The sequence below is a fragment of the Marichromatium gracile genome, from assembly GCF_004343155.1.
Taxonomy (GTDB): Bacteria; Pseudomonadota; Gammaproteobacteria; order Chromatiales; family Chromatiaceae; genus Marichromatium; species Marichromatium gracile.
Genome location: NZ_SMDC01000007.1, coordinates 139,381 through 161,903 on the forward strand (window position 1 = coordinate 139,381; position 22,523 = coordinate 161,903).

A 22,523-nucleotide genomic window follows, 5' to 3' on the forward strand; every position below is an offset into this window, starting at 1 on the left:
CACACAGGCCAGAGATGACCACCCTGACACCATCCCGTACCCGCACGCTCAGCCATCTCGACTGGTTGGAGGCCGACGCCATCCACATCCTGCGCGAGGTGGTCGGACAGTGCGCCAACCCGGTGCTGCTGTTCTCCGGCGGCAAGGACTCCATCTGCCTGCTGCGCCTGGCCGAGAAGGCCTTCCGCCCCGCGCCGCTGCCGTTCCCGCTGCTGCACATCGACACCGGACACAACTATCCCGAGGTGCTCGCCTTCCGCGACGAGCGCGCCGCCGAGCTGGGTGCGCGGCTGATCGTGCGCTCGGTGGAGGACTCGATCGCGCGCGGCTCGGTGGTGCTCCGCGACCCCGGCGAGTCGCGCAACCGTCACCAGTCGGTGACGCTGCTCGAGACGATCGAGGCGTTCGGCTTCGATGCCTGCATCGGCGGGGCGCGTCGCGACGAGGAGAAGGCGCGTGCCAAGGAGCGGATCATGAGCCTGCGCGATGCCTTCGGTCAGTGGGACCCGAAGCAGCAGCGCCCCGAGCTGTGGAGCCTCTACAACGCGCGCACCCACCCCGGCGAGAACATCCGCGCCTTCCCGATCAGCGACTGGACCGAACTCGACGTCTGGCAGTACATCCGCCGCGAGCGGCTGGCGCTGCCGTCGATCTATTTCGCCCACTATCGCCCGGTGGTGCGCGTGGGGTCGCGGTTGCGTCCGGTCACCCCGCTGACCCCGGCGCGCGAGGAGGAGCGCATCGAGACGCTGCGGGTGCGCTTTCGCACCGTCGGCGACATCACCTGCACCGCGCCGGTGGCCTCCGAGGCCGACACCCTGGAGGCGATCATCGCCGAGACCGCCGCCGCCACCCAGAGCGAGCGCGGCGCCACCCGGTTCGACGACCACACCAGCGAGTCCTCGATGGAGGAACGCAAGAAGGCCGGTTATTTCTGAGAGGACACCCCATGTCATCGCCACACGCATTCCCCGAGATCGACGACCACGGCCTGCTGCGCTTTCTCACCTGCGGCAGCGTCGACGACGGCAAGAGCACGCTCATCGGTCGGCTGCTGCACGACACCCGCGCGATCCTCGCCGACACCCTGGAGACGCTCGCCGCCACCTCGCGCCGACGCGGACTCGACGGGGTCGACCTGTCGCTGCTCACCGACGGGCTCGCCGCCGAGCGCGAGCAGGGCATCACCATCGATGTCGCCTACCGCTACTTCACCACCGGCACGCGCAAGTACATCATCGCCGACGCCCCCGGCCACGAGCAGTACACGCGCAACATGGTCACCGCGGCCTCCAACGCCGATCTCGCCATCATCCTCATCGACGCGCGCCGCGGCGTGCAGACCCAGACCCGGCGCCACGCCTATCTCGCCCACCTGCTCGGCATCCCCAATCTGGTGGTCGCGGTCAACAAGATGGATCTGGTCGATCACGACGCCGAGGTGTTCGCGCGCATCCGGCGCGACTTCCTCGACTTCGCCGCCTGGCTCGGCATCGAGGGGGCCTGCTTCGTGCCGATCTCGGCGCTCCACGGCGACAACGTCGTCGAGCGTGGACCGCACCTCGACTGGTATCGGGGGCCGACCCTGGTCGAGCTGCTCGAGTGCGCGCCCAGCGCCCAGGGCACGCGCCCGGACGTCTTCCGCTGCCCGGTGCAGTACGTCTGTCGCCCGCGCGACTCTGCCGATCCGGCGCTGCACGACTATCGCGGCTACATGGGGCGGGTGGAGTCCGGCGCCATCGCCGTCGGCGATGCGGTGATGGCGCTGCCCTCGGGGCGGACCAGCCGGGTGCGCGACATCCAGATCGGCGGGGTCGGTCAGCCCGAGGCCGGGCCCGAGCAGTCCGTCACCCTGTTGCTGGAGGATGCACTCGACATCTCGCGCGGCGACCTGCTGGTGCGCCCCGATCAGGCGCCGGCGCCCCGGCGCGAACTCGAGGCCCATCTCTGCTGGCTCGCCGAGCGTCCGCTGTCGGCCTCGCGTCACTACCTGCTGCGCCACACCACCCGCGAGGTTCGCGCCCGGGTCGCGGCCATCGAGCACCGCATCGACCTCAACGCGCTGACGCACCAACCGGCCACCGAGCTGGGGATGAACGACATTGCCCGGCTGCGCCTCCGGCTCGCCCAGCCCATCCACCCCGACCCTTACGCCAGCAACCGCGCCACCGGCGCCTTCGTGCTCATCGACGAGAGCACCAACGACACCGTGGGGGCGGGGATGATCCTCTGAGCGCCGCGCCGGGGTTGCCGACGGCAACCCCGGCGCGGTGGCGGTTTGGTGTCCCCGCGCCGCGCGGGCTCAGCGCTCGATGGTCGGCCAGTGGTGCGGGTCGTGCCGGGTGCGCCAAGTCGAGCGGCGTCGTGTCGCGCGCGTGCCCGGGGGTGCCTCATGGTGCGTCGCCTCGGGCTCGACGCGGAAGACGCTGGCATAGATCACCGGCACGACGACCAGGGTGAGCACCGTGGCGATGGTCAGCCCGCCCATGATGGTGACCGCCATCGGCGAGAAGAAGGCGTCCCACAGCAGCGGTGCCATGCCGAGCACGGTGGTGAAGGCGGCCATGGTGACCGGGCGCACGCGGCTGACCGCCGCGTCGAGGACGGCGCGATAGGGCGGCTTGCCGGCTGCGCGTTCGAGATCGATCTGGTTGAGCAGCACGATCTCGTTCTTCATCAGCATGCCGAACAGGCTGAGGAAGCCGAGCATCGCCATGAAGCCGAACGCCTTGCCGGCGAGCAGCATCGCCGGGGCCACCCCGACGATCACCAGCGGCAGGCCGAGGAAGATCACGGTCGCGTGGCGGAGCGAGTTGAACAGCATCACCGAGATCACGAACATCGCGAGGAAGGCGATGGGGAAGTTGGACATCAGCTTGGCGTTGGCCTCGGTCGCCGCCTCGTGCTCGCCGCCCCATTCGAGTCGGTAGCCGTCGGGGATGTCGAGCTGCTCGATCTGGGGGCGCAGCCGCTGGAACAGCGCCTCGGTGGTGCCCGAGACCGGCTTGCTCAACACCGAGAGGGTGCGCTCGCGGTCGCGGCGGCGGATCACCGGGTCCTCCCAGTCGGTGGTGGCGGTGGTGGTGACCTGTTCGAGCGGCACCCAGTGGTCGTTGGTCTCGCTCCACACCCGGACGTTGCCGAGGGTGTCGATCCGGGTGCGCTCCTCGGCCGGGGCGCGCACCAGGATCGGCAGCAGGTCGTCGCCGTGACGATAGGTGCCGACGCGCACGCCGGAGAAGTTCATCGCCACCGCCTCGGCGATCTCCGGGCGGGTGACGCCGATGCGCTGGGCCTGGGAGCGGGCCATGGTCATCACCTGCACCGGCACCGGCTCGCCCCAGTCGGTGCGCACGGTGCGGGCGTTGTCGTCGCGGCGCATGATGGTCTCGACCTGTTGCGCGAGGTGGCGCAGCACCGCGATCTCGGGGCCGATCAGACGCGCCTCGACGGCGCCGCCGCCGGGACCGAGCTTGAAGGCGTCGGCGGTGACGGTGATCTCGGGGTGGTGGTGCTCGATGTGCGTCATCACCGTGCGCGCGAGCGTGGGGATGGCATGGAAGTCCTCGACATCGACGAGCAGCATGGCGTAGGCGCTGTTGGTCATCTCCGGCTCGTAGGTCAGCAGGAAGCGCAGCGAGCCGGCGCCGACGAACCCGGTGGTGGCGGTGACGCCCTCGAGCCCGGCGACGTGCCGCTCGATGGTGGCGAGGGTGGCGGCGGTGCGGTCGATGTGGGTGCCCTCGGGCAGCCACAGCTGCACCATGAACTGATCGCGGTTCATGTCGGGCATGAAGTCCTGCTGGACCTTGGAGAAGCCGGCCATGGCCGCGACCAGGACCGCGAGGGTGACGCCGAGCGCGATCGGCCGATGCCCCAGACACCAGGCGACCAGACGTCGATAGCGGCGATAGAAGGCGGTGTCGGTGACGCTGCCCGTCCGACCGTCCTGCCCGACCCGCAGGAAGCGCGCGCAGAGATAGGGCGTGACGGTGATCGCCAGCAGCCAGCTCAGTCCCAGCGACAGACAGATCACCTGGAAGAGGCTCTCCAGCCACTCGCCGGTCATGTCGTCGGACAGCGAGATGGCGGCGAAGGCGAGGATCGCGATCCCGGTCGCGCCGAGCAGCGGCCACTGGTGCTCGCTGACCGTGGTCTCGGCGGCGCGGGTGCGCTCCATGCCCGCGCGCATCTTCTCGAGGATGTCCTCGGTGACGACGATGGCGTTGTCGACCAGCATGCCCAGCGCGATGATCAGCGCGCCGAGCGAGATGCGCTGCAGGGTGATGTCGAGCGCGCGCATGCACAGCAGCGTCGCCATGATCGTCAGCAGCAGCACCGCGCCGACGATCAACCCCTCGCGCGGCCCCATGAAGACCACCAGCAGCAGGATGACGATGACCACCGCCGAGATCAGCCCGTGGACGAAGCCCTGCACCTTGTCGCGCACGGTGTCGCCCTGGTGGGCGATGGCGTGGATCTCGATGCCCGCGGGGATGCGCGCGCGCAGCTCGGCGATGCGCTGGTCGATCGCCTCGCCCATGGCGATGACGTTGCCGCCGGAGACGGTAGAGATGCCGAGCCCGATGCCGTCCTCGCCGTTGCGCCGCAGCAGCTGGCTGGCTGGGGTGATGTCGCCGCGGCTGATGGTGGCGATGTCGCCGATGCGCAACAGCCGCCCGTTGCCGCCCTCGACGAGTTGCTCGCCGAGTTCGTCGATATCGCGATAGTCGCCGTCGACCCGCAGCCGCACCTGTCTGCTCCCGACCCTGACCTCGCCGGCGCTGGTCACGCGGTTTTGCTGGGCGATGGCCTCGAGGATCGTGCGCGGGTGCAGCCCGAGCTGGGTCAGTCGGGCGCGGTCGATCTCGATATAGACGGCCTCGTCCGGCATCCCCCAGAAGTCGATGCGACCGACGTCGGTACAGGTCAGCAGTGACTTGCGCAGGTCCTCGGCCACCTCCTTGAGCTCGGACTTTGAATAGCCCTCGCCGGTGAGCGCGAGGAAGACGCCGTAGACGTCACCGAAGTCGTCGTTGACCACCGGCGTGCCGCTGTCCGGCGGCAGCGTGCCGGCGGCGTCGCGCACCTTGCGCCGCAGCTCGTCCCAGACCTGGGGCAGGCTGTGCCTGTCGTGGGTCTCCTGGATCTCGGCGAAGATGATCGACAGCCCGGCGCGCGAGATCGAGCGCACCTCATCGAGCTGCTTGAGCTGCTGGATCGCCGTCTCCAGCGGATCGGTGACCTCCTGCTCGACCTCCTCGGCGGTGGCGCCGGGGTAGTGGGTGACGATCAGCGCCTCCTTGATCGAGAACTCCGGGTCCTCCAGCCGGCCGATGCTGGCGTAGGAGAGCAACCCGCCGATCAACAGCAGGATGCAGAGCAGTTGGGTGACCGCCCCGTTCCTGATCGCGATACCGGCGGGGTTCATCCTTCCAGCCCTCGCTTGCCGGCCAGTCGGGGGCGCACGGGCAGGTCCTCGCGCAGCGCGCGCAACCCGGCCACGGCGACCCGCTGACCGGGACGCAGCCCGGAGAGGATCAGCATCTGACCGTCACGCAGCGGCCCGGGCTCGACGCGGACGCGGCGCGGCGTGCCGCCGGCCTCGGGGACGACCCAGACATGGCAGCCCCCGTCGGCGTCGCGCCACACCGCCTCGCTCGGGACCCGGGTGATCACCTCGGTGGGCGCCCCGGTGGCGACCGGCGGCTGATCGATGTCGGTGCGCACGGTCGCGTTCATCCCCGGCAGGATGTTGATCCCCGGGGGCGGGGCCAGGGCGATGGTCAGGTCGTAGGTGCGGGTGGCCTGGTCCGGCTGCAGCCGGTACTCGTGGGTGCGCGCGGCGAACCAGCGCTGTCCCTCGACGTCGAAGCGCACCCGGGGGTTGCGCAGCGCCTCCAGTCCGCCCTGGGCGATCAGCCGCTCGGGGACCTGGATCACCACCTCGATGCGCGAGCCGTCCTGCAGCGAGAGCACCGTCTGGCCGGCGGTCACGCGCTCGTGATTCTCCAGGTGGCGCGCCGCCACCACGCCGTCGAAGGGCGCGCGCAGCACGGTGTCGGTGACCGCCTTCTCGCGCGCCTGCAGCTCGGCGCGGGCGATGTCCAGGGCCGCGCGCGCCTTGTCGTACTCGGACTCGGAGACCATCCGCTGGCCGCGCAGCTCGCGGGCGCGATCGAGGGTGCGGCGGGCGTCGTCGAAGCGCGCCTGGGCGGCGCTCAGCGCATTGCGCGCGTCACGGTCGTCGAGCCGGGCCAGCACCGTGCCGGCGGCGACAGCGTGGCCCTCGCGCGCGTCCAGCTCGACGAGCAGGCCGTCGAGGTCGAAGGCGAGCTCCACGCGCCGGTTGGCGCGCACGCTGCCGGGGAAGTCTCGTGTCACCCAGGGCGTGTCGCGGGTGACGACGGCGGTCGGCACCGGACGCGTCACCTCGGTTGCGGCCGGCTGCGGTGTCGTCGCCTCGCTCGACCAGTCCCCGTACAGCGGCAGGGCGAGCGCGGTCAGCGCCGCGAGCCCGGTCAGTCCCGCCGCGGTCCGTTTACGCATGATCGTCATGGTGGGGTCCTCCGGCGCAAAATGTTTAGGAGCTAAACCTTTTGCGCGAAAAAAAAGATCACTGCTCGCGCAGCCGTTCGTTCATCACGCCTTCCATGATGTCGAGTACCACCGTCACATCGTCGAGCTGCTCGCGGGGGAGGGCGGCGAGCCGTTCGATCAGCTCGGTCTTGGCCCTGCCGTGGTAGTGCTCGTGGGCGCGGAAGGCGCGCCAGCCGAGGTCCGTCAGGCTCAGCTCGAATTCCTTGTTGCTGTGCGCGGCCGCCCGCTTGGCGACCAGCCCGCGCTCGACCAGCCGGCTGATCCGCTGCGAGGCCGCGCCCTTGGTGATGCCGAAATGGGTGCCGACCTCGGTGACGTTCATCGTCCCGCGCTTGCCGATCGCCTCGACGGTGTGGATCTCCTTGGTGCTGAGATCGAGCCCGTCCTCCACCTGGATCGGCTGCTTCTCGATACGGTCGAGCTTGTTGAGCAGTCGCAGCAGGTGGCGGATCAGTGCGTCGATCGAGTCGTGTGCCGGGGTGTCCATGGGATTAATTGTATAGCTCCTAAACCATTTTGCAACAACCCGGATCACCGGCCCGGGGCCGGGGCCTTCCCGCCACGCCACGGGCGACTGGTTTGCTGCCCCGGGACCGGGAGTCGACCCGAAGCGTGGCGCCGCGCTGGGGTGCCTGCAGACGGCAAGAGGAAGAGGGCGCCTGGGGTCAGTGGCTGGGCGGATGGCGCGATCAGGATGATGCACCGCGTCCATTGACAGATAGTTAGCATGCTAACTAGTATTTAGACATCTATTGGTTTTGTGGAAGCTGTCGTGACCGAGCACAGACAGGAACGGGAGCGTGCGCTGACGACACGGTTGGTGCGGCTGTCGCGGCTCTATCGTCAGGAGGTCAACCGCGAGCTGGCCCGCTACGGGATCTCCGACGCCCAGGCGGTGCCGGTGCTGCACATCGCCCGCGACGGCGGCGGCATGCGCCAGCACGCGCTCGCCGAGGAGATCGGCATCCGCGGCTCGTCGCTGGTGCGACTGCTCGATCAGCTGTGCGCGAGCGGGCTGGTGGAGCGGCGCGACGACGGCAGCGACCGCCGCGCCAAGACGCTGCACCTCACCGCCGCCGGTGAGGCCCTGGCCGAGCGCGTCGAGGCCGCGCTCGGATGCTTGCGCGAGTCGCTGCTCGGGCCGGTCGCCGATGACGACCTGGCCGCGGCGTTGCGGGTGTTCGAGGCACTGGAGCAAGGGCTGGCGGCGCGTGGCGAGGGCCAGCGCTGAGCCCCATGCCCAAGCTCTCGCGCAGTGCGCTGCTGTTCTCGGCCAATACCTTCGTCGCGGCGATGCTGGCGCTCTATCTGGCCATGAGCATCGGTCTGGAGCGTCCCTATTGGTCGATCATGACCGTCTATATCGTCAGCGGTCCGCTGGCCGCGGCGGTGCGCTCGAAGGCGCTCTATCGCTTTCTCGGCACCTTCGTCGGCGCCGCCGGCGCGGTGCTGCTGGTGCCGTTGCTGGTGCACGCGCCGCTGCTGCTGTCGTTGGCGATGTCGCTGTGGGTTGGCGGCTGTCTGGCGCTCTCGGTGCTCGACCGCTCGCCGCCGAGCTACATCCTGATGCTCGCCGGCTATACCTGCGCGATGATCGGCTTCCCGGCGGTGAACCAGCCGACGGCGATCTTCGACATCGCCGCGGCGCGGGTCGAGGAGATCCTCATCGGCATCGCCTGCGCCGCCCTGGTCCATAGTCTGGTGTTCCCGCGTCCGGTGGGCACGGCGTTGCGTGGGCGCATCGGTCACTGGCTCGGCGAGGCCGATCGCTGGGCGCTGGCGCTGTTGCGCGGCGACCTCGATCAGCTCGAACGCGACCGTGGTCGGCTCGCCGGCGCCGTCAGCGAGATCCAGCTGATGGCCAGGCACCTGCCGTTCGACACCTCCTTCCTGCGCGAGACCACCGTCGTGGTGCGTCAGCTGCGCGACCGGGTGCTGGTACTGGTGCCGGTGCTGGCGAGCCTGTCGGACCGGCTCGCGGCGCTGCGCGCGATCGCGCCCGAACTCGATCCCGAGCTGCGCGGCCTGCTCGCGGCGCTGGCCGAGTGGGTCGAGTCCGGCGCACCCCGTGCCCGCGGCGAGGCGCTGATCGCCGAACTCGAGGCGGCGCGGACGTCGATGTCGGTGCGCGACTGGTACGGCTTCAACCGTTCGAGCCTGCTCACGCGCGCCATCGAGCTGGTGCGCGCGCAGGCCGACGCCCATGCCCTGCATGCCTATCTGCAGGACCCCGAGGGACCGCCGCCGCGGCTGCTCGGCGCCGGGCAGGCGAGCGAGCGCCGCCCGTTGCATCGTGACCTCGGGCTGGCGGCGCTCTCCGGCGCGGCGGCGTTCGGCGCGGTGCTGCTGTGCTGCGTGGTGTGGATCTGGAGCGGCTGGCAGGAAGGGGAGTCGGCGGCGATCACCGCCGCGATCACCTGCTGTCTGTTCGCCGCGATGGACGACCCGGTGCCGGCGATCCGCAAGTTCGGCGTCTATCTGCTGGTGGCGATGGTGCTCGGCGCGCTCTATCTGTTCGTGCTGATGCCGGCGATCGGCGGCTTCCCGATGCTGGTGCTGGTGCTCGCGCCGACCCTGCTCGTGGTGGGCGCGATGATCCCCGATCCGCGTCTGGCCTTCCCGGCGCTGTCACTCATCGTCAATCTCGTCAATACACTCGTGATCCAGGACCACTTCTCCGCCGATTTTGCGCGCTTCGTCAACATCAATCTCTCGCAGTTCTTCGGCGTCTTCGCCGCGGTGCTGGTCACCCGCACCCTGCGCTCGATGAGCGCCGAGGTCAGCGCCCGGCGACTGCTGCGCCACACCTGGGGCGATCTCGCCCGGGTCGCCGGGGGGCGTGACGACGACTCGGCGGTCGATCTCGCCTCGCGGCTGGTCGACCGGGTGGGGCTGCTCAGTCCCAAGCTCGCCGCCGCCCGCGCCGGCGATCTCGAGGGACTCGACATCCTCCGCGAGCTGCGCGTCGGCATCGATCTGGCGACCCTGCGCGCGCTGCGCCGGCGCCTGCCGCAGCCGATGGTCGTCGAACTCGACGGCCTGCTCGACGGGGTCGGGGCCTGCTATCAGGCGCGGGCCCTCGGCGCGCCTGAGCCGCCCGGGCCGCCGTTGCGCGAGCGTCTCGACCGGTTGCTCGGGCGGTTGGCGCGGGACGATCTGGCCGCGACCGGCGCGCGCGGGCTCTGCGCCCTGGTCGGGCTGCGGCGCAATCTCTTCCCCGAGGCCGCGCCGCCGGCAGCGGTGATGGAGGGCGCGGCATGAGCGGTGAACTCAACCTGTTCGGCGTCTATCTGCACGCGGAGCTGGTGACCAGCGCCATCGCGCTGGCGCTGACCCTGGTCCTCAACCGGGTGCTGATCCACCTCGGTCTCTATCGTCATCTCTGGCACCAGGCCCTGTTCGAGGTCGCCGTGTTCGTGATCCTCTGGGCCCTGGTGGTGAAACTCTCCTCATCCTGGTTGCTATGACTCAAGCCTTTCTGTTCCCGTCCGCCACCTGGCAGCGCATCCGCCGGGTCGGCCTGACCCTCGCCGCCGTCGCGCTCGCGCTCCTCGCCGGCCAACGGCTGTGGATCCACTATCAGGTCGAGCCCTGGACCCCCGACGGGCGGGTGCGCGCGGATATCGTGCGTATCACCCCGGACGTCTCCGGGTTGGTCACCGAGGTCTTCGTCACCAACGACCAGCGGGTGGAGGAGGGCGACCCGTTGTTCCAGATCGATCGTCGACGCTATGTGCTGGCGCTGCGCGAGACCGCCGCCGAGATGCTGGCGCGGCGGACCGATATGGAGCAGGCGCGGCGCGATGCCGAGCGCGCGCTGGCGCTCGGCGACGTCATCTCGACGGAGGACCGCGAGGACAGCCTGTCGCGCCAGATCCTCGCCGAGGCGGCGTTGACCCGCGCCGAGGTGGCGCGCGATCTGGCCTCGCTCGATCTCGCCCGCACCACGGTGCGCGCCCCGACCGATGGGGTGCTGTCGGACTTCGCGCTGCGCGTCGGCGACTATGTCACCGCAGGCACGCCGGTGCTGGCGTTGATCGATGCCCGCTCCTACCGGGTCGAGGGTTATTTCGAGGAGACCAAGCTGAGCCGGATCGAGGTCGGACAGCCCGCACTGGTGCGGCTGATGGGCGAGCAGCGCACCCTGAGCGGTCATGTCCAGAGCATCGCCATGGGCATCGAGGATCGCGATCGCGGTGCCGGCGACAGCCTGCTGCCCGACGTCAATCCCACCTTCAGCTGGGTGCGTCTGGCCCAGCGCGTGCCGGTGCGCATCCGCCTCGACGCCCTGCCCGAGGACGGACTGGTGGTGGGACGCACCGCGACGGTGATCGTGTTGCCGTTCGACCAGACGGCGCGACGATGACCGACCCTTCCACGGCATGATCGGTCTCTACCGGAGTTGACGCGGCGCCGTCGGTGATCGCTGTCGTGCGCTCAGGTGTCAGTGTCGGCCCGGGTCGCCGTCCGCGGCTGTCCGCGCTCGCGCGCCCGTGCGTCGCGCAGGCTGTAGAGACAGCCGCAATAGGTCTGCTGATAGAAATCGAGTTCGCGCACCAGCTGGTTGCGCCGCTCGGTGAGCCCCTGCTTGCGCCAGTTGCGCGCCCAGTAGTGGACGCCGGGGTTGGCGGCGGCGGCCGCCGCGCCGGCGGCGTCGATCTGGGCCAGATCCTTCCAGCGCGAGGTCGACAGGGTGGTGGCGAAGAGGGTCAGTCCCTGGGCCGCGGCCTCGGCGGCGGTGGCGCGTAGCCGCTGGTCGAAGCAGCGCGCGCAGCGCGCGCCGCGCTCGGGTTCCTGTTCGAGCCCGCGCATCCGCGCGACCCAGTCGGCGGGGTCGTAGTCGGCGTCGATGAAGCGCAGCCCCAACCGCTCGGCATGGGTGATGGTCTCGGCCTTGCGCAGCCGGTACTCGCGCTCGGGGTGGATGTTGGGGTTGAAGTAATAGAGCACCGGGGTGATGCCGTTGTCGAGCAGACACTCGACGATCGCCGTCGAGCAGGGCGCGCAGCAGGTGTGGAGCAGTAGCCGGTCGGTTGCGACCGGTGGGGTCAGTGGGACGCGTGGCGGCATGGGGTCAGTGTTCCTGGTGACGGCAGTGGCTGTGATCGGCGAGCACCTCGAGCACCCGGCAGTGGTCGTCGCAGGCGCGGTCGCAGTCCGCGAGCATCTGGCTGATCTCGTCGCGCAGCGCGGTGAGACGCGCGATGCGCTGGTCGATCTGGTCGAGATGGGCGCGGGCGATGGCGTCGGCGCGATGACAGGGCGGCTCGCCGTCGCCCTCGAGCGCGAGCAGCGCGCGGATCGCGGGGATGTCGAAGCCGAGTTCGCGGGCGTGACGGATGAAGCGCAGCCGTTGCACCGCCTCTAGCGGGTAGCGACGGCGGTTGCTCGCGGTGCGCGCCGGGGCGGGCAGCAGCCCGATCTCCTCGTAGTAACGGATGGTCGGGACCTTGACCTCGGTCGCGCGGGAGAGCTCACCGATTCCAAGCATGATTCTGATTCTCACTTGATGCTCTAGTCACTAGAGATTGTAGCCTCATCGATGACGACAGGATTGTATCGATGAGGTGAATCTGAAGATGTCTAGCCAAGCTGTCGGGGCGCCGCTGACGGTGCCCGTGGAGACCCGGTTGCGGGTCGATGGGATGGATTGCGGGGCCTGCGCGAGCCGGGTGGAGACGGCGCTCGGTCGGTTGCCCGAGGTGCGCGCGGTGACGGTCTCGCTCGCCACCGCCGAGGTGCGGGTCGAGCATCTGCCCGGAATCGAGCGGGCGCGACTCGCCGAGACCCTGTCGCGCCTCGGCTTCACGCCACGCGAGACCGCATCGACCGGGGCCACGGCCTGCGGCTGCGGCGCGTCGGCCTGCGCCGCCCCGGAGGCGCCGCCGAGGGGCGCCGATCGGCCGACGCCCTGGTGGCGCAGTCGTCAGGGGCTGCTCACCCTCGGCACCGGGGCGCTGATGCTCACCGCCTATGGCGCGGCGAGCCTGTTCCCGGCCTTCGAGCGCCCGATCTTCCTCGCCGCGGTGCTGCTCGGCCTGGTCCCGGTGGCGCGGCGCGCCTGGGCGGCGGCTCGGCTCGGCTCGCCGCTGTCGATCGAGACGCTGATGAGTCTGGCGGCGCTCGCCGCGGTGGCCGTCGGCGCCGAGGCCGAGGCGGCGGCGGTGCTGTTCCTGTTCCAGGTCGGGGAGTCGCTCGAGGGGCTGGCGGCGCGGCGCTCGCGCGCCGGGATCGGCGCCCTGATCGAGCTGTTGCCGCGCAACGCGCGCCGGCTGCGCGCCGACGGTACGCTGGAGACGGTCGCCGCCGAGCGGTTGCGAGTCGATGATCGCATCGAGGTCCACCCCGGCGAGCGCATCCCCGCCGACGGCGAGGTGCTGGAGGGGGTCGGCGGCGTCGACGAGTCGCCGCTCAGCGGCGAGAGCCTGCCCCAGCTCAGGCGCCCGGGCGATGCGGTGTTCGCCGGCAGCGTCAACCTGGAGAGCCGGTTGCGGTTGCGCGTCACCGCCGATGCCGCCGACAACACCATCGCGCGGATCACCCGGTTGGTGCGCGAGGCGCAGGCGCGCAAGGCGCCGAGCGCGCGTTTCATCGAGCGTTTCGCCCGCGTCTACACCCCGCTGGTGGTGCTCTTCGCCACCCTGGTGGCGGTGGTGCCGCCGCTGTTCCTGGGCGCGCTCTGGTCGGAGTGGATCTATCGCGGCGCGGCGATCCTGTTGATCGGTTGCCCCTGTGCCTTGGTGATCTCGACCCCGGCTGCGATCGCCGCCGGGCTGGCCGCCGGGGCGCGTCAGGGGTTGCTGATGAAGGGCGGGGCGGTGCTCGAGGGGTTGGCGCGGATCACCCGGGTGGCCTTCGACAAGACCGGCACCCTGACCCTGGGCCAGCCCCGGGTGACCGAGGTGGTCGTCCTGGAGGGTGAGCGCGCGCGCCTGCTCGAGTGTGCCGCGGCGCTCAGTCAGGGCTCGTCGCACCCGTTGTCGCGAGCAATCCTCGCCCACGCCGAGGCGGCGGGACTCGCCGCCGTCGCGCCCGAGCGCGTGCGCGCGCTCCCCGGTCGCGGGGTGCGTGGCGAGATCGGTGGGCGTGAGTGCTTCCTCGGCTCGCTGACGGCGGCGCGCGAGCTGATCGGCGGCGATGCTTCCGGGCTGGTCGTCGCCGCCGAGTCGCAGCAGGCACTGGGGCGAAGCCTCTCGGTGGTGGTCGAGGACGGGCGTGCGCTCGGGCTGATCGCGATGCACGATGCGCCGCGTGAGGATGCCGCCGCCGGCATCGCGGCGCTCGACCGGCTGGGGATCGGCGCCCTGGTGCTCAGTGGCGATCAGCGCCCGGCGGTCGCGGCCCTGGCCGGGCCGCTGGGCATCGAGGCCCACGCCGGGTTGTTGCCCGAGGACAAGCAACGGCTGGTGAGCGAGCTGCAACAGACCGGCGAGCGGGTCGCCAAGGTCGGCGACGGCATCAACGACGCCCCGGCGCTGGCGGCCGCCGAGATCGGCATCGCCATGGGCGGCGGCACCGAGGTGGCGCTGGAAACGGCCGACGCCGCCAGCCTGCATGCTCGGGTCGGTGATGTCGCGGCGATGGTGCGGCTGTCGCGCCGCACCCTGCGGGTGATCCGCCAGAACGTCGCCCTCGCCATCGGGCTCAAGCTCGGGCTGATGGTCACCACCCTGCTCGGCGTGACCGGGCTGTGGCCGGCGGTGCTCGCCGATACCGGCGCCACCGTGCTGGTGACCGCCAACTCGCTGCGACTGCTGCGGGCGCGGGTCGTCGAGCCGACGGCGGCAGGGGCCTCGGGCCGTCAGGAGGCCAGTGGTGCGAAGCCGGACGAATGCTGCCGGGACGGCGACCAGTCGCCAGCGGCCAGCCTCCAGTAGGAGAGAGCGCCTTTCCGTAAGCCGGGCAAAGCGCAGCGTGCCCGGCGAAGGGGTTGAGGTCTCTGGTGTGGGCCTGGACTGCCGGGGCAGCTAGCCGTCAGCGGCCAGCCTCCAGCCTCCAGTCGGAGCGGGTCTCCCTGTCACCGGTCGGTGATCGCGAGCGGTCGAGGTGCGTTAGCTGTCATCGCAGTCGAATCCCCAACCCCCTTTGGACAAAGGGGGCTTGAGAGCAGTGGGCTTGTCGGACGGAGCGCGGGGGAGAGGTGTAGCTGGTCGCTGACGGCTGAAGGCTGGAATCTCTCCCGCCTTCGCGCCCTTCGCGGCTTTGCGGTTCACATCAGCTTCCAGCGATCAGCATTCAGCTTCCAGTCGGGGAGGCTGGTGTGCATGGTCGGCCGTTGACGGGAAAGACGGTATCCCTTGGCGGCTGAAGGCTGGAATCTCTCCTGCCTTCGCGCCCTTCGCGGCTTTGCGGTTCAATCTCTTGGCGGCTGGCGGCTGGCGGCTGGCGGCTGGCGGCTGGCGGCTGGCGGCTGGACGAAAAACGGCCAACCGCATTGCGGTTGGCCGTTGTGGTTGAGGTGGTGGTGAGGGGCGCGGGTCAGCGGATGCGCGTGCGGGTGCGTCTGACCGGGACGGTCTGGCGGGCACGGCGCCGGGCATGCTGGAGCTGCCAGGCCATGGCGCCCAGGGCGCCGGTGAAGAGCGCCAGCTGGAGTGTCGTCAGGAGTGCCTCGCTCATTGGGCTGTCCTCGCGTGGTCGTGGGTCATGTTGCCGGGCGACCAGCGCGCCCGACCCTCGTTGTCGAGAATCGGGCTTTTCGCGGCCCGGTTCAAGGGGGCAAAAACCCTTAGCCGTCCGGGGTGAGACCCGGGTCGCGTCCTCAGGCTACACGCCGGTGCCGCGCGCGCAGTGTCTCGGCGCGGCGCGGGCGAGCGCGCAGCGGGCGGGATCGTGGCGGCCCGCGGCGGCGTGGTGCCGCTGCCGGTCGGGTCAGTAGCTGATCACCACGGTGTCCTCGGCGCTCATCGCCGCGAGGCTGCGTGCGCAGTCGACCTTGACGGTACCGGGGAGCATGTCGGCCATCTCCAGTCCGGCCTTGCGCAGACACATGCCGCAGAGCATCACCTCGGCCCCGGCGTCGATCAGCGCGCCGAGCTGGCCGCGCAGGTCGTCGGGGGCGCCGCCGGCACGGTCGGTGGCGAAGCCCTGCTGGGCGAGATAGACGCCGCGTACGTTGAGGAAGACGGTGACGGCGTAGCCGGCCTCGAGCGCCCGGGTGGCGTGGCCGAGCGCCATGCCGGCGCGCCAGGCCTCGTCGCTGGTGAGGTTGTAGAAGACGTGACGATCGGGGGCGGCGAGGGCGCTGGCGGGGATGCTGAGCAGCAGTGCGATGAGCAGCGCGCCGAGGCGCGTGGTGCGAGCGGACATGGTTCGACCTCCTGTCGTGGTTGGGATCCTGCAGCGGCGCGCCCCTGTGGGCGCGCCGGCCCTGTCAGTCCTCGTCCTGCTGCTCGTCGCGCCGTCGGCGCAGCAGGTAGATGTCCATCTGCCAGCCCTTCTCGGCCTTGAGTTCGGCGCGGGCGCGCAGCGCCTCGTCGACCACCTCGTCGAGCGGTCCGGCGACCAGGCGCTCGTCAGCGGTGCCGACCAGCCCGCCCCAGTAGAGATCCATGTCCTGGCCGGTGAAGCGCTGGTAGGAGGCGTTGTAGTCGAGCATCACCACGGCGTTGTCGAGCGTGGCCGGGTCGCAGTGCTCGGCATGGCGTCCGGTGGTGATGGTGATCGCCTCGCCGACGCGGTTGAGCGGGATCTTGTGCCGGGCGGTGAGCACCTGGACCGAGGTGATCCCGGGGATGACCTCGAAGCGCAGCTGCTCTGGCTGCTCGGCGACCAGCTCGGTGATGTTGGTGATGGTCTGGTCGTAGAGCGCGGGGTCGCCCCACAGCAGGAAGGCGCCGGACTGGCCGTCGGCCAGCTCGCGCTCGATCAGCTCGGCGAAGATCTCGCGCTTGCGCTGGTGCCAGCGGCGCACGCCTTCCTTGTAGTCGCCGTTCTCGATGGTGCGCTGGGGGCTCTCGGCGATGACCACCCGGTAACTGCCGGGCTCGCAGTGCGCCTCGAGGATCTGGTGGCGCAGTGCGAGCAGATCCTCCTTGCCGCGCCCGGCCTTGTCGAGCATGAAGAAGACATCGGTCTTCCGCATGGTCTCGATCGCCTGCAGGGTGAGATATTTCGGGTCCCCCGGACCCATGCCGATGAGATAGAGCGTCTTCATGTGTATAACCAGCGACCAACCTGGCCTCGCGGCCGGAGTGACGGACTGTCTGGCCCCATGATCTGGTGTGGTGCCAGCCAACCGCGTCGGCGGTGGCCGATGGTAGCAGTATCCTCGCCGGACAGTCAGCCGTATCGGTCGTGGCGCATTCTGGGATCCGTTGGTAAGATGCCTGCCCGACGTAGAACCGGCTTTTTGCAGACATGATGCGGGCGAGAATTTTTCCCACAAGGGTTTTGTGGTTGCCAGCGCCGAAGGGGCTGACGCATGCTCGCGGATCGTGGTCGATGCTTGCCCTTGCGTCATCTACTACTACACCGACTGTTTCGAATTTGGCCAAGCGCTCGCCCGTCACAGGACTCCCGTCATGATCGTTCGTCATCGCACGCCGTCGAGCGAGCCGTTCGCCCCGGCCCCGTCGCGCTGCGCCGGTCGACGGTGTCTGTGCCAACTGTCGCAGTCTGGCGGGGCTTCACTACACTCAGCAGAGCCCAGCTGAGTCCGACGATCGAGATAACCCGGAGCTGACAATGCGAATCCTTTTTGTCCACCCCAACTATAGCGCCGGTGCCGCCGATATCGCCGGCAACTGGTCGCCGGCGTGGGTTGCCTATGTGGCTGGCTATCTGAAGTCCGGTGGCTACGAGGACTACCACTTCATCGACGCCATGGTGGACAAGCTCGACGACGATCAGCTGCGTGCCGCCATCCGGGAGATCGAGCCCGATATCATCGCCACCACCGCGATGACGCCGATGATCTACGCCGCGCAGCGCCTGCTGCAGGTTGCCAAGGAAGAGCGCCCGCAGGCCCTCACCGTGCTCGGCGGCATCCACGCCACCTTCATGTTCCAGCAGGTGCTCGAAGAGGCGCCCTGGATCGACGCCATCGTGCGCGGCGAGGGCGAGGCGGTCACCCTCAACCTGGTGCGCAGCATCGATCAGACCGGCTGGCCGGGTGATCGCGACAAGGTCAAGGGTATCGCCTTCCTCGGCGACGACGGCGAGGTGGTCGCCACCCCGGCCGAGCCCTCGATCAAGGACGTCGACTCGATCTGGCCGGACTGGGGCATCCTCGACTGGCAGAAGTACATCTACATCCCGCTCGGGGTGCCGGTGGCCACGCCCAACATGGCGCGCGGCTGTCCCTTCACCTGCAGCTTCTGCTCGCAGTGGAAGTTCTGGCGCGACTACCGCGTGCGCGATCCCAAGCGCGTGGTCGACGAGATCGAGGAGCTGGTCAAGGTCCACGGCGTCGGCTTCTTCATCCTTGCCGACGAAGAACCGCAGATCAACAAGAACAAGTTCGTCGCCTTCTGTCAGGAGCTGATCGACCGCGATCTCGGTATCCACTGGGGCATCAACACCCGTGTGACCGACGTCATGCGCGACGAGGAGCTGCTGCCCTTCTACCGCAAGGCCGGTCTGGTGCACGTCTCGCTCGGCACCGAGGCGGCCGCGCAGCTCAACCTCGACCGCTTCGTCAAGGAGACCACGGTCGCGCAGAACAAGCGCGCGATCCAGCTGCTCCAGGAGAACGGCATCGTCACCGAGGCGCAGTTCATCGTCGGTCTCGAGAACGAGACCCGCGAGACCCTGGAAGAGACCTATCAGATGGTCATGGACTGGGGCGCGGACATGGCCAACTGGTCGATGTACACCCCCTGGCCGTTCGCCGACATGTTCACCGAGATGAGCGATCGGGTGGAGGTCTTCGACTACTCGAAGTACAACTTCGTCTCGCCGATCATGAAGCCCGACAACATCGATCGCGCCGAGCTGCTCGACGGGGTCATGGCCAACTACCGACGCTTCTACATGAAGCGGATGTTCTTCCAGTACCCCTGGGTGCGCGACCCCTTCCGTCGCAAGTACCTGATCGGCTGCATCAAGGCCTTCCTCAAGAGCGCCATGGAGCGTCGCTTCTACCAGCTCGGCAAGCAGAACTACTGGGGGCCGATGTTCAAGAAGCTGATCAAGTTCGACTACGACAAGAGCCGCGCCAAGATCGTCGAGCCGGATCACAACGCCTGGAAGAAGGCGCCGCCGGCCAAGCGTCCGGCGGTCTCGGCCACCGGTGCCGCGCCCCAGGCCTGCGCCGGGCCCAAGGCCTGTGGCGGTGGCGATCAGCAGATGACCGAGGAGCAGGTCAAGCAGTACGAGAACGCTTGATCCGCGACTTGGTCGACGCGGGCGGGTGGACGGTCGCGGCCGTTCCGTCCGCTCGCGCCGCATAGGCAATCAGCGGCCCGCTTCGTCGCACGACGAACGCGGGCCGTGTCGTTCAGAGATTCATCGCATGACCGATTCCGCACCGACGATCAAGATCGACCTCCCGCCGCTGCGCGACAGCGGCCCGCGCCGTGCCCGCACGCTGATGATCCAGGGCACCGCCTCGGACGTCGGCAAGAGCATGCTGGTCGCCGGCCTGTGCCGCGCCTATGCCCGCCGCGGCCTGGTGGTGCGCCCGTTCAAGGCGCAGAACATGAGCAACAACGCGGCGGTGACCATCGACACCGACGCCGCCCCCGGCCCCGACGGCGAGCAGCCGCGCGGCGAGATCGGTCGCGCCCAGGCACTGCAGGCGCGCGCCTGTGGAGTGGCGCCCTCGATCCACATGAACCCGGTGCTGCTCAAGCCGCAGAGCAACGTCGGCTCCCAGGTGGTGCTGCGCGGACGCGCGCTCGGCAACTGTCCGGCGCGGGTCTATCACGAGATGCGCCAGGGGCTGATGCCGGCGGTGCTCGACAGCTTCGAGCGGCTCTGCGCCGAGGCCGATCTGGTGCTGGTCGAGGGCGCCGGCAGCGGCGCCGAGGTCTATCTGCGCGACTGCGACATCACCAACATGCACTTCGCCGAGCGCGCCGAGGTGCCGGTGGTGGTGCTCGGCGATCTCGACAAGGGCGGCACCATGGCCTCGCTGGTCGGCACCTGGCTGCTGCTCGATGAGGCCGACCGCGAGCGGGTGGTGGGCTACATCGTCAACAAGTTCCGTGGCGACTTCTCGCTGTTCGAGCCTGCCTGCGAGACCATCACCGAGATCACCGGCTGGCCCTTCCGGGGCGTGCTGCGCTGGTTCGAGGGGGCGGGGCGGTTGCCCGCCGAGGACTCGCTGGCGCTCGAACGCCCGGCCGAGACCAGCGGCGGCGTGCTCAACGTCGCCATCCCGCGTCTGTCGCGGGTGGCCAACTTCGACGACATGGACCCGCTGGCCGCCGAGCCGAGCGTCAACCTGCGCTGGATCCAGCCGGGCGAGGCGATCCCCGCCGAGACCGACGTGGTGATCCTGCCCGGCTCCAAGGCCACCCGCGCCGATCTCGACTGTCTGCGCCGCGAGGGCTGGGACGTCGACATCATCGCCCATGTGCGCCGTGGCGGTCGGGTGGTGGGGCTGTGCGCCGGCTACCAGATGCTCGGGCGCGTGGTGCGCGACCCCCAGGGCATCGAGGGCGAGCCGGGCGAGACCCCCGGGCTCGGGCTGCTCGACATCGAGACCGAGATCGGCGGCGACAAGCGGCTGATCGAGATCGATGGCCGCGACCAGCGCAGCGGTTGTCGCCTCACCGGCTACGAGATGCACATGGGGCGGACCGCCGGGGCCGGGCTCGAACGCCCCTGGCTGATGCTCGACGACGGCCAGGGCGGGGTGCGCGCCGAGGGCGCGATCAGCGCCGACGGACGGGTGATGGGCGGTTATGTCCACGGCATCTTCGGTGGTGACGCGTTCCGCGCCCACTGGCTCGACCAGGTCGGCGCTCAGGCGGCGCGGATCGACTTCGAGGCACGCATCGAGGCCGCGCTCGATGCCCTGGCCGACCACTGCGAGGCCAATCTCGATCTCGACGCCCTGCTGACACTGGCGCGCTGAAGCGGAGGGGCGTCGTGACCGAACCCAAGGAGCTGACCGACAACCCGTCCTTCAAGGGCTTCACCAATCACGACTGCCCCTTCTACCCCTGTCATCCCGGGGTGCGGCGAACGTTCAACTGTCTGTTCTGCTACTGCCCGTTGATCGCCTACGACTGTCCCGGTCCTTACCGGATCTACACCGACCGTCACGGCAACCGGCGCAAGGACTGCACCGACTGCCGCCTGCCGCACGAGGGCTATCACTCCGCCTGGTCGTTCATCCAGAAGTGGCTCGACGACCCCCGACCCTGGTGCGGCGAGCCGCAGCGGCGCTATCGTCGACGCGATCCCTCCTAGCCGTTGGCGAGCGCGGTGGCCGATGGCTGCTGCTCCTGCAGCGCCTGCCGCACCGCCGTGAGCAGCTCCCCAGAGCGCCTGATCCAGTCTTCGAGCCGGCTCGATCGTTCGCCGGCGCGACGCAGTGTCTCCAGCCGCAATCGTCGCAGCCTGAACAGCGCCTCGCGCAGCAGCTGCTCCTGTTCGAGCCGTATCTGCTGATCGTCGCCGAGTAGTTCGGGGTCCGACCCCATGGCGCCGGGAGCGAGGCCCGCGCGCACCAGCATCAGCCTGATCTCCGCCAGTCCGGGGCTGAGCAGTCGATCGCCGGCATCCGGTGGCTCGACGACCTCCCAGAGCGTATCGAGCGCGCTGAGCAGTCGTTCGGTCTCGAGGCGCGGCGCCGGCGCCGGCAGCCACTCCACGCGTTCGCGCATCCCCTCGATCAGCTGCCCGATCAGGGCGCGATCGAAACCCGCGTCCTGGGTCTTGGCGATGGTGAGCAGCTCGTGCGCTCCCAGCCGCTGACTGGTGGAGACGATGAACTCGGTGAAGGCGAGCAGGATGCCGAGTCGGCTGAGGTCCTTGCCGCGTCGGCCATGAGGGTAGCCGCTGCCGTCGAGGCGTTCGTGATGTTCGAGTACCGCGCGCGCGATCCGTCCGCGGGTCTGTGGCTCGCCCTCGAGGATCAGCGCGCCGATCCGTGGGTGGGCATAGAACTGACTCCAGTGCTCGGGGTGCAGGGGCTGCGAGGGAGCCAGCGAGGCGGCCTCGAGATGGAGGATGCCGATGTCGTGACAGAGCGCGGCCAACGCCAGACGCTCCTGGTCGCGAGGCTCCAGGGCGCGTGCGCTGGCCAACGCATCGGCCGCGAGCAGGGTGGCGACCCCATGCTCGAACAGCGCCGGGTTGAGGTGACGGGCAACGGCGAGCTTGTTGCCGAGCACGCCGGGTGGATCGATCCGCGCGGCTGTGCGGCGCGGGTCGTGGTGCGGTCCGCCGAGACAGGCGATCAGTGCGGCCAGGGTCGGGTCCCGATCGAGCAGGCGCGCGATGGTCTCGAGCAAGGTGGTGCGATCGACCCGCTCGGCGAGGCGAGTGGTGCGGTCGATCGGTTCGAGCAGCTTGTGGCGCAGCAATCGCTCCAGCACCGAGCGATCGATCCGCGCGCCACGGGCCAGCAACTTGCTGCCATTGGCCGCGCGGATATCGGCGCTGGCGGCGATCGGCTGTGTGTCACCGAGGGTGGTGAGACGACGGATATAGACCGACTCGTCGAGCGTCATCGCGAGCCGTCCGGCAGACGGTGAGCGGCGTGGGGCACTGATTGAACATCCATGTTGCAGCATTGCGTGCGGCCCCGATCCGGGCCGTGTCAACACGCGAGCGGACACCGCCTGGGACGGTGCTCCATACCCCATCCTAACACCAGATGTTGATCTGGTGCGTCTCCAGCGCCACGCCGCTGGGTGAGGTCTGTAAACCGCCAGCGGGGCTGGACGCGGTTCAGAAGACGGTATGGCGCCGCGGTGGCGGGCGATGGGGGGCGAGACCCGCGGGTTGCCGTCGATCTCGCGGGCAGG

General features: G+C 69.7%; 19 protein-coding genes. 10 read left to right on the top strand and 9 right to left on the bottom strand.

Annotated elements, in window-relative coordinates; genetic code table 11:
* The first annotated feature begins 14 nt into the window (after nt 1-14).
* Together cysD and EDC29_RS11515 are read left to right on the top strand one after the other, a co-directional pair.
* The gene (gene cysD / locus EDC29_RS11510) at nt 15-938 is read left to right on the top strand and encodes a sulfate adenylyltransferase subunit CysD (RefSeq protein ID WP_132229933.1); all 924 of its coding nucleotides are present in this window, start codon (nt 15-17) and stop codon (nt 936-938) included.
* A gap of 11 nt (nt 939-949) precedes the next feature.
* Nucleotides 950-2,233, top strand: coding sequence for a sulfate adenylyltransferase subunit 1 (locus EDC29_RS11515; RefSeq protein ID WP_132229935.1), 1,284 nt, complete (start codon nt 950-952; stop codon nt 2,231-2,233).
* Nucleotides 2,234-2,302: 69 nt separating this feature from the next.
* Here EDC29_RS11515 and EDC29_RS11520 read toward each other — a convergent pair whose 3' ends face one another.
* The 3 genes from EDC29_RS11520 to EDC29_RS11530 are packed head-to-tail and all read right to left on the bottom strand — an operon-like array spanning nt 2,303 to nt 7,087.
* Nucleotides 2,303-5,431 (bottom strand): efflux RND transporter permease subunit, encoded by a 3,129-nt coding sequence (locus tag EDC29_RS11520; RefSeq protein ID WP_242465931.1) that lies wholly within the window; start codon nt 5,429-5,431, stop codon nt 2,303-2,305.
* A complete protein-coding gene (locus tag EDC29_RS11525; protein WP_132229937.1) occupies nt 5,428-6,558 on the bottom strand; it encodes an efflux RND transporter periplasmic adaptor subunit in 1,131 nt (376 codons plus the stop codon). Before EDC29_RS11525 ends, EDC29_RS11520 begins: the two co-directional genes overlap by 4 nt.
* Nucleotides 6,559-6,616: 58 nt before the next feature.
* A complete protein-coding gene (locus tag EDC29_RS11530; protein WP_132229939.1) occupies nt 6,617-7,087 on the bottom strand; it encodes a MarR family winged helix-turn-helix transcriptional regulator in 471 nt (156 codons plus the stop codon).
* 285 nt (nt 7,088-7,372) lie between these two features.
* Here EDC29_RS11530 and EDC29_RS11535 point away from each other — a divergent pair, with 285 nt between their 5' ends.
* The 4 genes from EDC29_RS11535 to EDC29_RS11550 are packed head-to-tail and all read left to right on the top strand — an operon-like array spanning nt 7,373 to nt 10,966.
* Nucleotides 7,373-7,831, top strand: coding sequence for a MarR family winged helix-turn-helix transcriptional regulator (locus EDC29_RS11535; RefSeq protein ID WP_123141261.1), 459 nt, complete (start codon nt 7,373-7,375; stop codon nt 7,829-7,831).
* A gap of 5 nt (nt 7,832-7,836) precedes the next feature.
* On the top strand, nt 7,837-9,861 hold the full coding sequence (locus EDC29_RS11540; RefSeq protein ID WP_132229941.1) for an FUSC family protein: 2,025 nt from the start codon (nt 7,837-7,839) through the stop codon (nt 9,859-9,861).
* A complete protein-coding gene (locus tag EDC29_RS11545) occupies nt 9,858-10,067 on the top strand; it encodes a DUF1656 domain-containing protein (protein ID WP_005220775.1) in 210 nt (69 codons plus the stop codon). The genes EDC29_RS11540 and EDC29_RS11545 overlap by 4 nt, the downstream gene beginning before the upstream one ends.
* The gene (locus EDC29_RS11550) at nt 10,064-10,966 is read left to right on the top strand and encodes an efflux RND transporter periplasmic adaptor subunit (RefSeq protein ID WP_123142959.1); all 903 of its coding nucleotides are present in this window, start codon (nt 10,064-10,066) and stop codon (nt 10,964-10,966) included. Before EDC29_RS11545 ends, EDC29_RS11550 begins: the two co-directional genes overlap by 4 nt.
* Nucleotides 10,967-11,037: 71 nt before the next feature.
* Here EDC29_RS11550 and EDC29_RS11555 read toward each other — a convergent pair whose 3' ends face one another.
* Nucleotides 11,038-11,670 (bottom strand): epoxyqueuosine reductase QueH, encoded by a 633-nt coding sequence (locus tag EDC29_RS11555; RefSeq protein ID WP_132229943.1) that lies wholly within the window; start codon nt 11,668-11,670, stop codon nt 11,038-11,040.
* A gap of 4 nt (nt 11,671-11,674) precedes the next feature.
* On the bottom strand, nt 11,675-12,091 hold the full coding sequence (locus EDC29_RS11560) for a MerR family transcriptional regulator (protein WP_132229945.1): 417 nt from the start codon (nt 12,089-12,091) through the stop codon (nt 11,675-11,677).
* 88 nt (nt 12,092-12,179) lie between these two features.
* Between EDC29_RS11560 and EDC29_RS11565 the strand changes: the two genes are divergently transcribed.
* The gene (locus EDC29_RS11565) at nt 12,180-14,477 is read left to right on the top strand and encodes a heavy metal translocating P-type ATPase (protein ID WP_132229946.1); all 2,298 of its coding nucleotides are present in this window, start codon (nt 12,180-12,182) and stop codon (nt 14,475-14,477) included.
* Between the two features lie 601 nt (nt 14,478-15,078).
* Here EDC29_RS11565 and EDC29_RS17300 read toward each other — a convergent pair.
* The 3 genes from EDC29_RS17300 to cobF form a co-directional block, all read right to left on the bottom strand.
* The gene (locus EDC29_RS17300) at nt 15,079-15,219 is read right to left on the bottom strand and encodes a hypothetical protein (RefSeq protein WP_160330969.1); all 141 of its coding nucleotides are present in this window, start codon (nt 15,217-15,219) and stop codon (nt 15,079-15,081) included.
* Nucleotides 15,220-15,471: 252 nt separating this feature from the next.
* The gene (locus EDC29_RS11570; RefSeq protein WP_132229948.1) at nt 15,472-15,909 is read right to left on the bottom strand and encodes a DsrE family protein; all 438 of its coding nucleotides are present in this window, start codon (nt 15,907-15,909) and stop codon (nt 15,472-15,474) included.
* Between the two features lie 64 nt (nt 15,910-15,973).
* On the bottom strand, nt 15,974-16,756 hold the full coding sequence (gene cobF / locus EDC29_RS11575) for a precorrin-6A synthase (deacetylating) (RefSeq protein ID WP_123141254.1): 783 nt from the start codon (nt 16,754-16,756) through the stop codon (nt 15,974-15,976).
* A 530-nt stretch (nt 16,757-17,286) separates the two neighbouring features.
* Between cobF and bchE the strand changes: the two genes are divergently transcribed.
* The 3 genes from bchE to EDC29_RS11590 all read left to right on the top strand — a co-directional run bounded on the left by bchE (nt 17,287) and on the right by EDC29_RS11590 (nt 20,961).
* Nucleotides 17,287-18,927 (top strand): magnesium-protoporphyrin IX monomethyl ester anaerobic oxidative cyclase, encoded by a 1,641-nt coding sequence (gene bchE, locus EDC29_RS11580; RefSeq protein ID WP_123141253.1) that lies wholly within the window; start codon nt 17,287-17,289, stop codon nt 18,925-18,927.
* Between the two features lie 127 nt (nt 18,928-19,054).
* Complete coding sequence (locus tag EDC29_RS11585; RefSeq protein ID WP_123141252.1) at nt 19,055-20,623, top strand: cobyric acid synthase; 1,569 nt, start codon at nt 19,055-19,057, stop codon at nt 20,621-20,623.
* Between the two features lie 14 nt (nt 20,624-20,637).
* Nucleotides 20,638-20,961 (top strand): cysteine-rich small domain-containing protein, encoded by a 324-nt coding sequence (locus EDC29_RS11590; protein ID WP_132229950.1) that lies wholly within the window; start codon nt 20,638-20,640, stop codon nt 20,959-20,961.
* Here the strand turns inward: EDC29_RS11590 and EDC29_RS11595 are convergent.
* Nucleotides 20,958-22,226: an HD-GYP domain-containing protein gene (locus EDC29_RS11595; RefSeq protein ID WP_165913498.1), complete on the bottom strand. Its 1,269-nt coding sequence runs from the start codon at nt 22,224-22,226 to the stop codon at nt 20,958-20,960. The two genes, EDC29_RS11590 and EDC29_RS11595, sit on opposite strands and share 4 nt — an antisense overlap.
* Between the last annotated feature and the right edge of the window lie 297 nt (nt 22,227-22,523).

Coding starts and splice junctions, on each gene's coding strand:
- cysD (WP_132229933.1), top strand. CDS start 15: ATGACCACCCTGACACCATCCCGTACCCGCACGCTCAGCCATCTCGAC.
- EDC29_RS11515 (WP_132229935.1), top strand. CDS start 950: ATGTCATCGCCACACGCATTCCCCGAGATCGACGACCACGGCCTGCTG.
- EDC29_RS11520 (WP_242465931.1), bottom strand. CDS start 5,431: ATGAACCCCGCCGGTATCGCGATCAGGAACGGGGCGGTCACCCAACTG.
- EDC29_RS11525 (WP_132229937.1), bottom strand. CDS start 6,558: ATGACGATCATGCGTAAACGGACCGCGGCGGGACTGACCGGGCTCGCG.
- EDC29_RS11530 (WP_132229939.1), bottom strand. CDS start 7,087: ATGGACACCCCGGCACACGACTCGATCGACGCACTGATCCGCCACCTG.
- EDC29_RS11540 (WP_132229941.1), top strand. CDS start 7,837: ATGCCCAAGCTCTCGCGCAGTGCGCTGCTGTTCTCGGCCAATACCTTC.
- EDC29_RS11545 (WP_005220775.1), top strand. CDS start 9,858: ATGAGCGGTGAACTCAACCTGTTCGGCGTCTATCTGCACGCGGAGCTG.
- EDC29_RS11550 (WP_123142959.1), top strand. CDS start 10,064: ATGACTCAAGCCTTTCTGTTCCCGTCCGCCACCTGGCAGCGCATCCGC.
- EDC29_RS11555 (WP_132229943.1), bottom strand. CDS start 11,670: ATGCCGCCACGCGTCCCACTGACCCCACCGGTCGCAACCGACCGGCTA.
- EDC29_RS11560 (WP_132229945.1), bottom strand. CDS start 12,091: ATGCTTGGAATCGGTGAGCTCTCCCGCGCGACCGAGGTCAAGGTCCCG.
- EDC29_RS11565 (WP_132229946.1), top strand. CDS start 12,180: ATGTCTAGCCAAGCTGTCGGGGCGCCGCTGACGGTGCCCGTGGAGACC.
- EDC29_RS17300 (WP_160330969.1), bottom strand. CDS start 15,219: ATGAGCGAGGCACTCCTGACGACACTCCAGCTGGCGCTCTTCACCGGC.
- EDC29_RS11570 (WP_132229948.1), bottom strand. CDS start 15,909: ATGTCCGCTCGCACCACGCGCCTCGGCGCGCTGCTCATCGCACTGCTG.
- cobF (WP_123141254.1), bottom strand. CDS start 16,756: ATGAAGACGCTCTATCTCATCGGCATGGGTCCGGGGGACCCGAAATAT.
- bchE (WP_123141253.1), top strand. CDS start 17,287: ATGCGAATCCTTTTTGTCCACCCCAACTATAGCGCCGGTGCCGCCGAT.
- EDC29_RS11585 (WP_123141252.1), top strand. CDS start 19,055: ATGACCGATTCCGCACCGACGATCAAGATCGACCTCCCGCCGCTGCGC.
- EDC29_RS11595 (WP_165913498.1), bottom strand. CDS start 22,226: ATGACGCTCGACGAGTCGGTCTATATCCGTCGTCTCACCACCCTCGGT.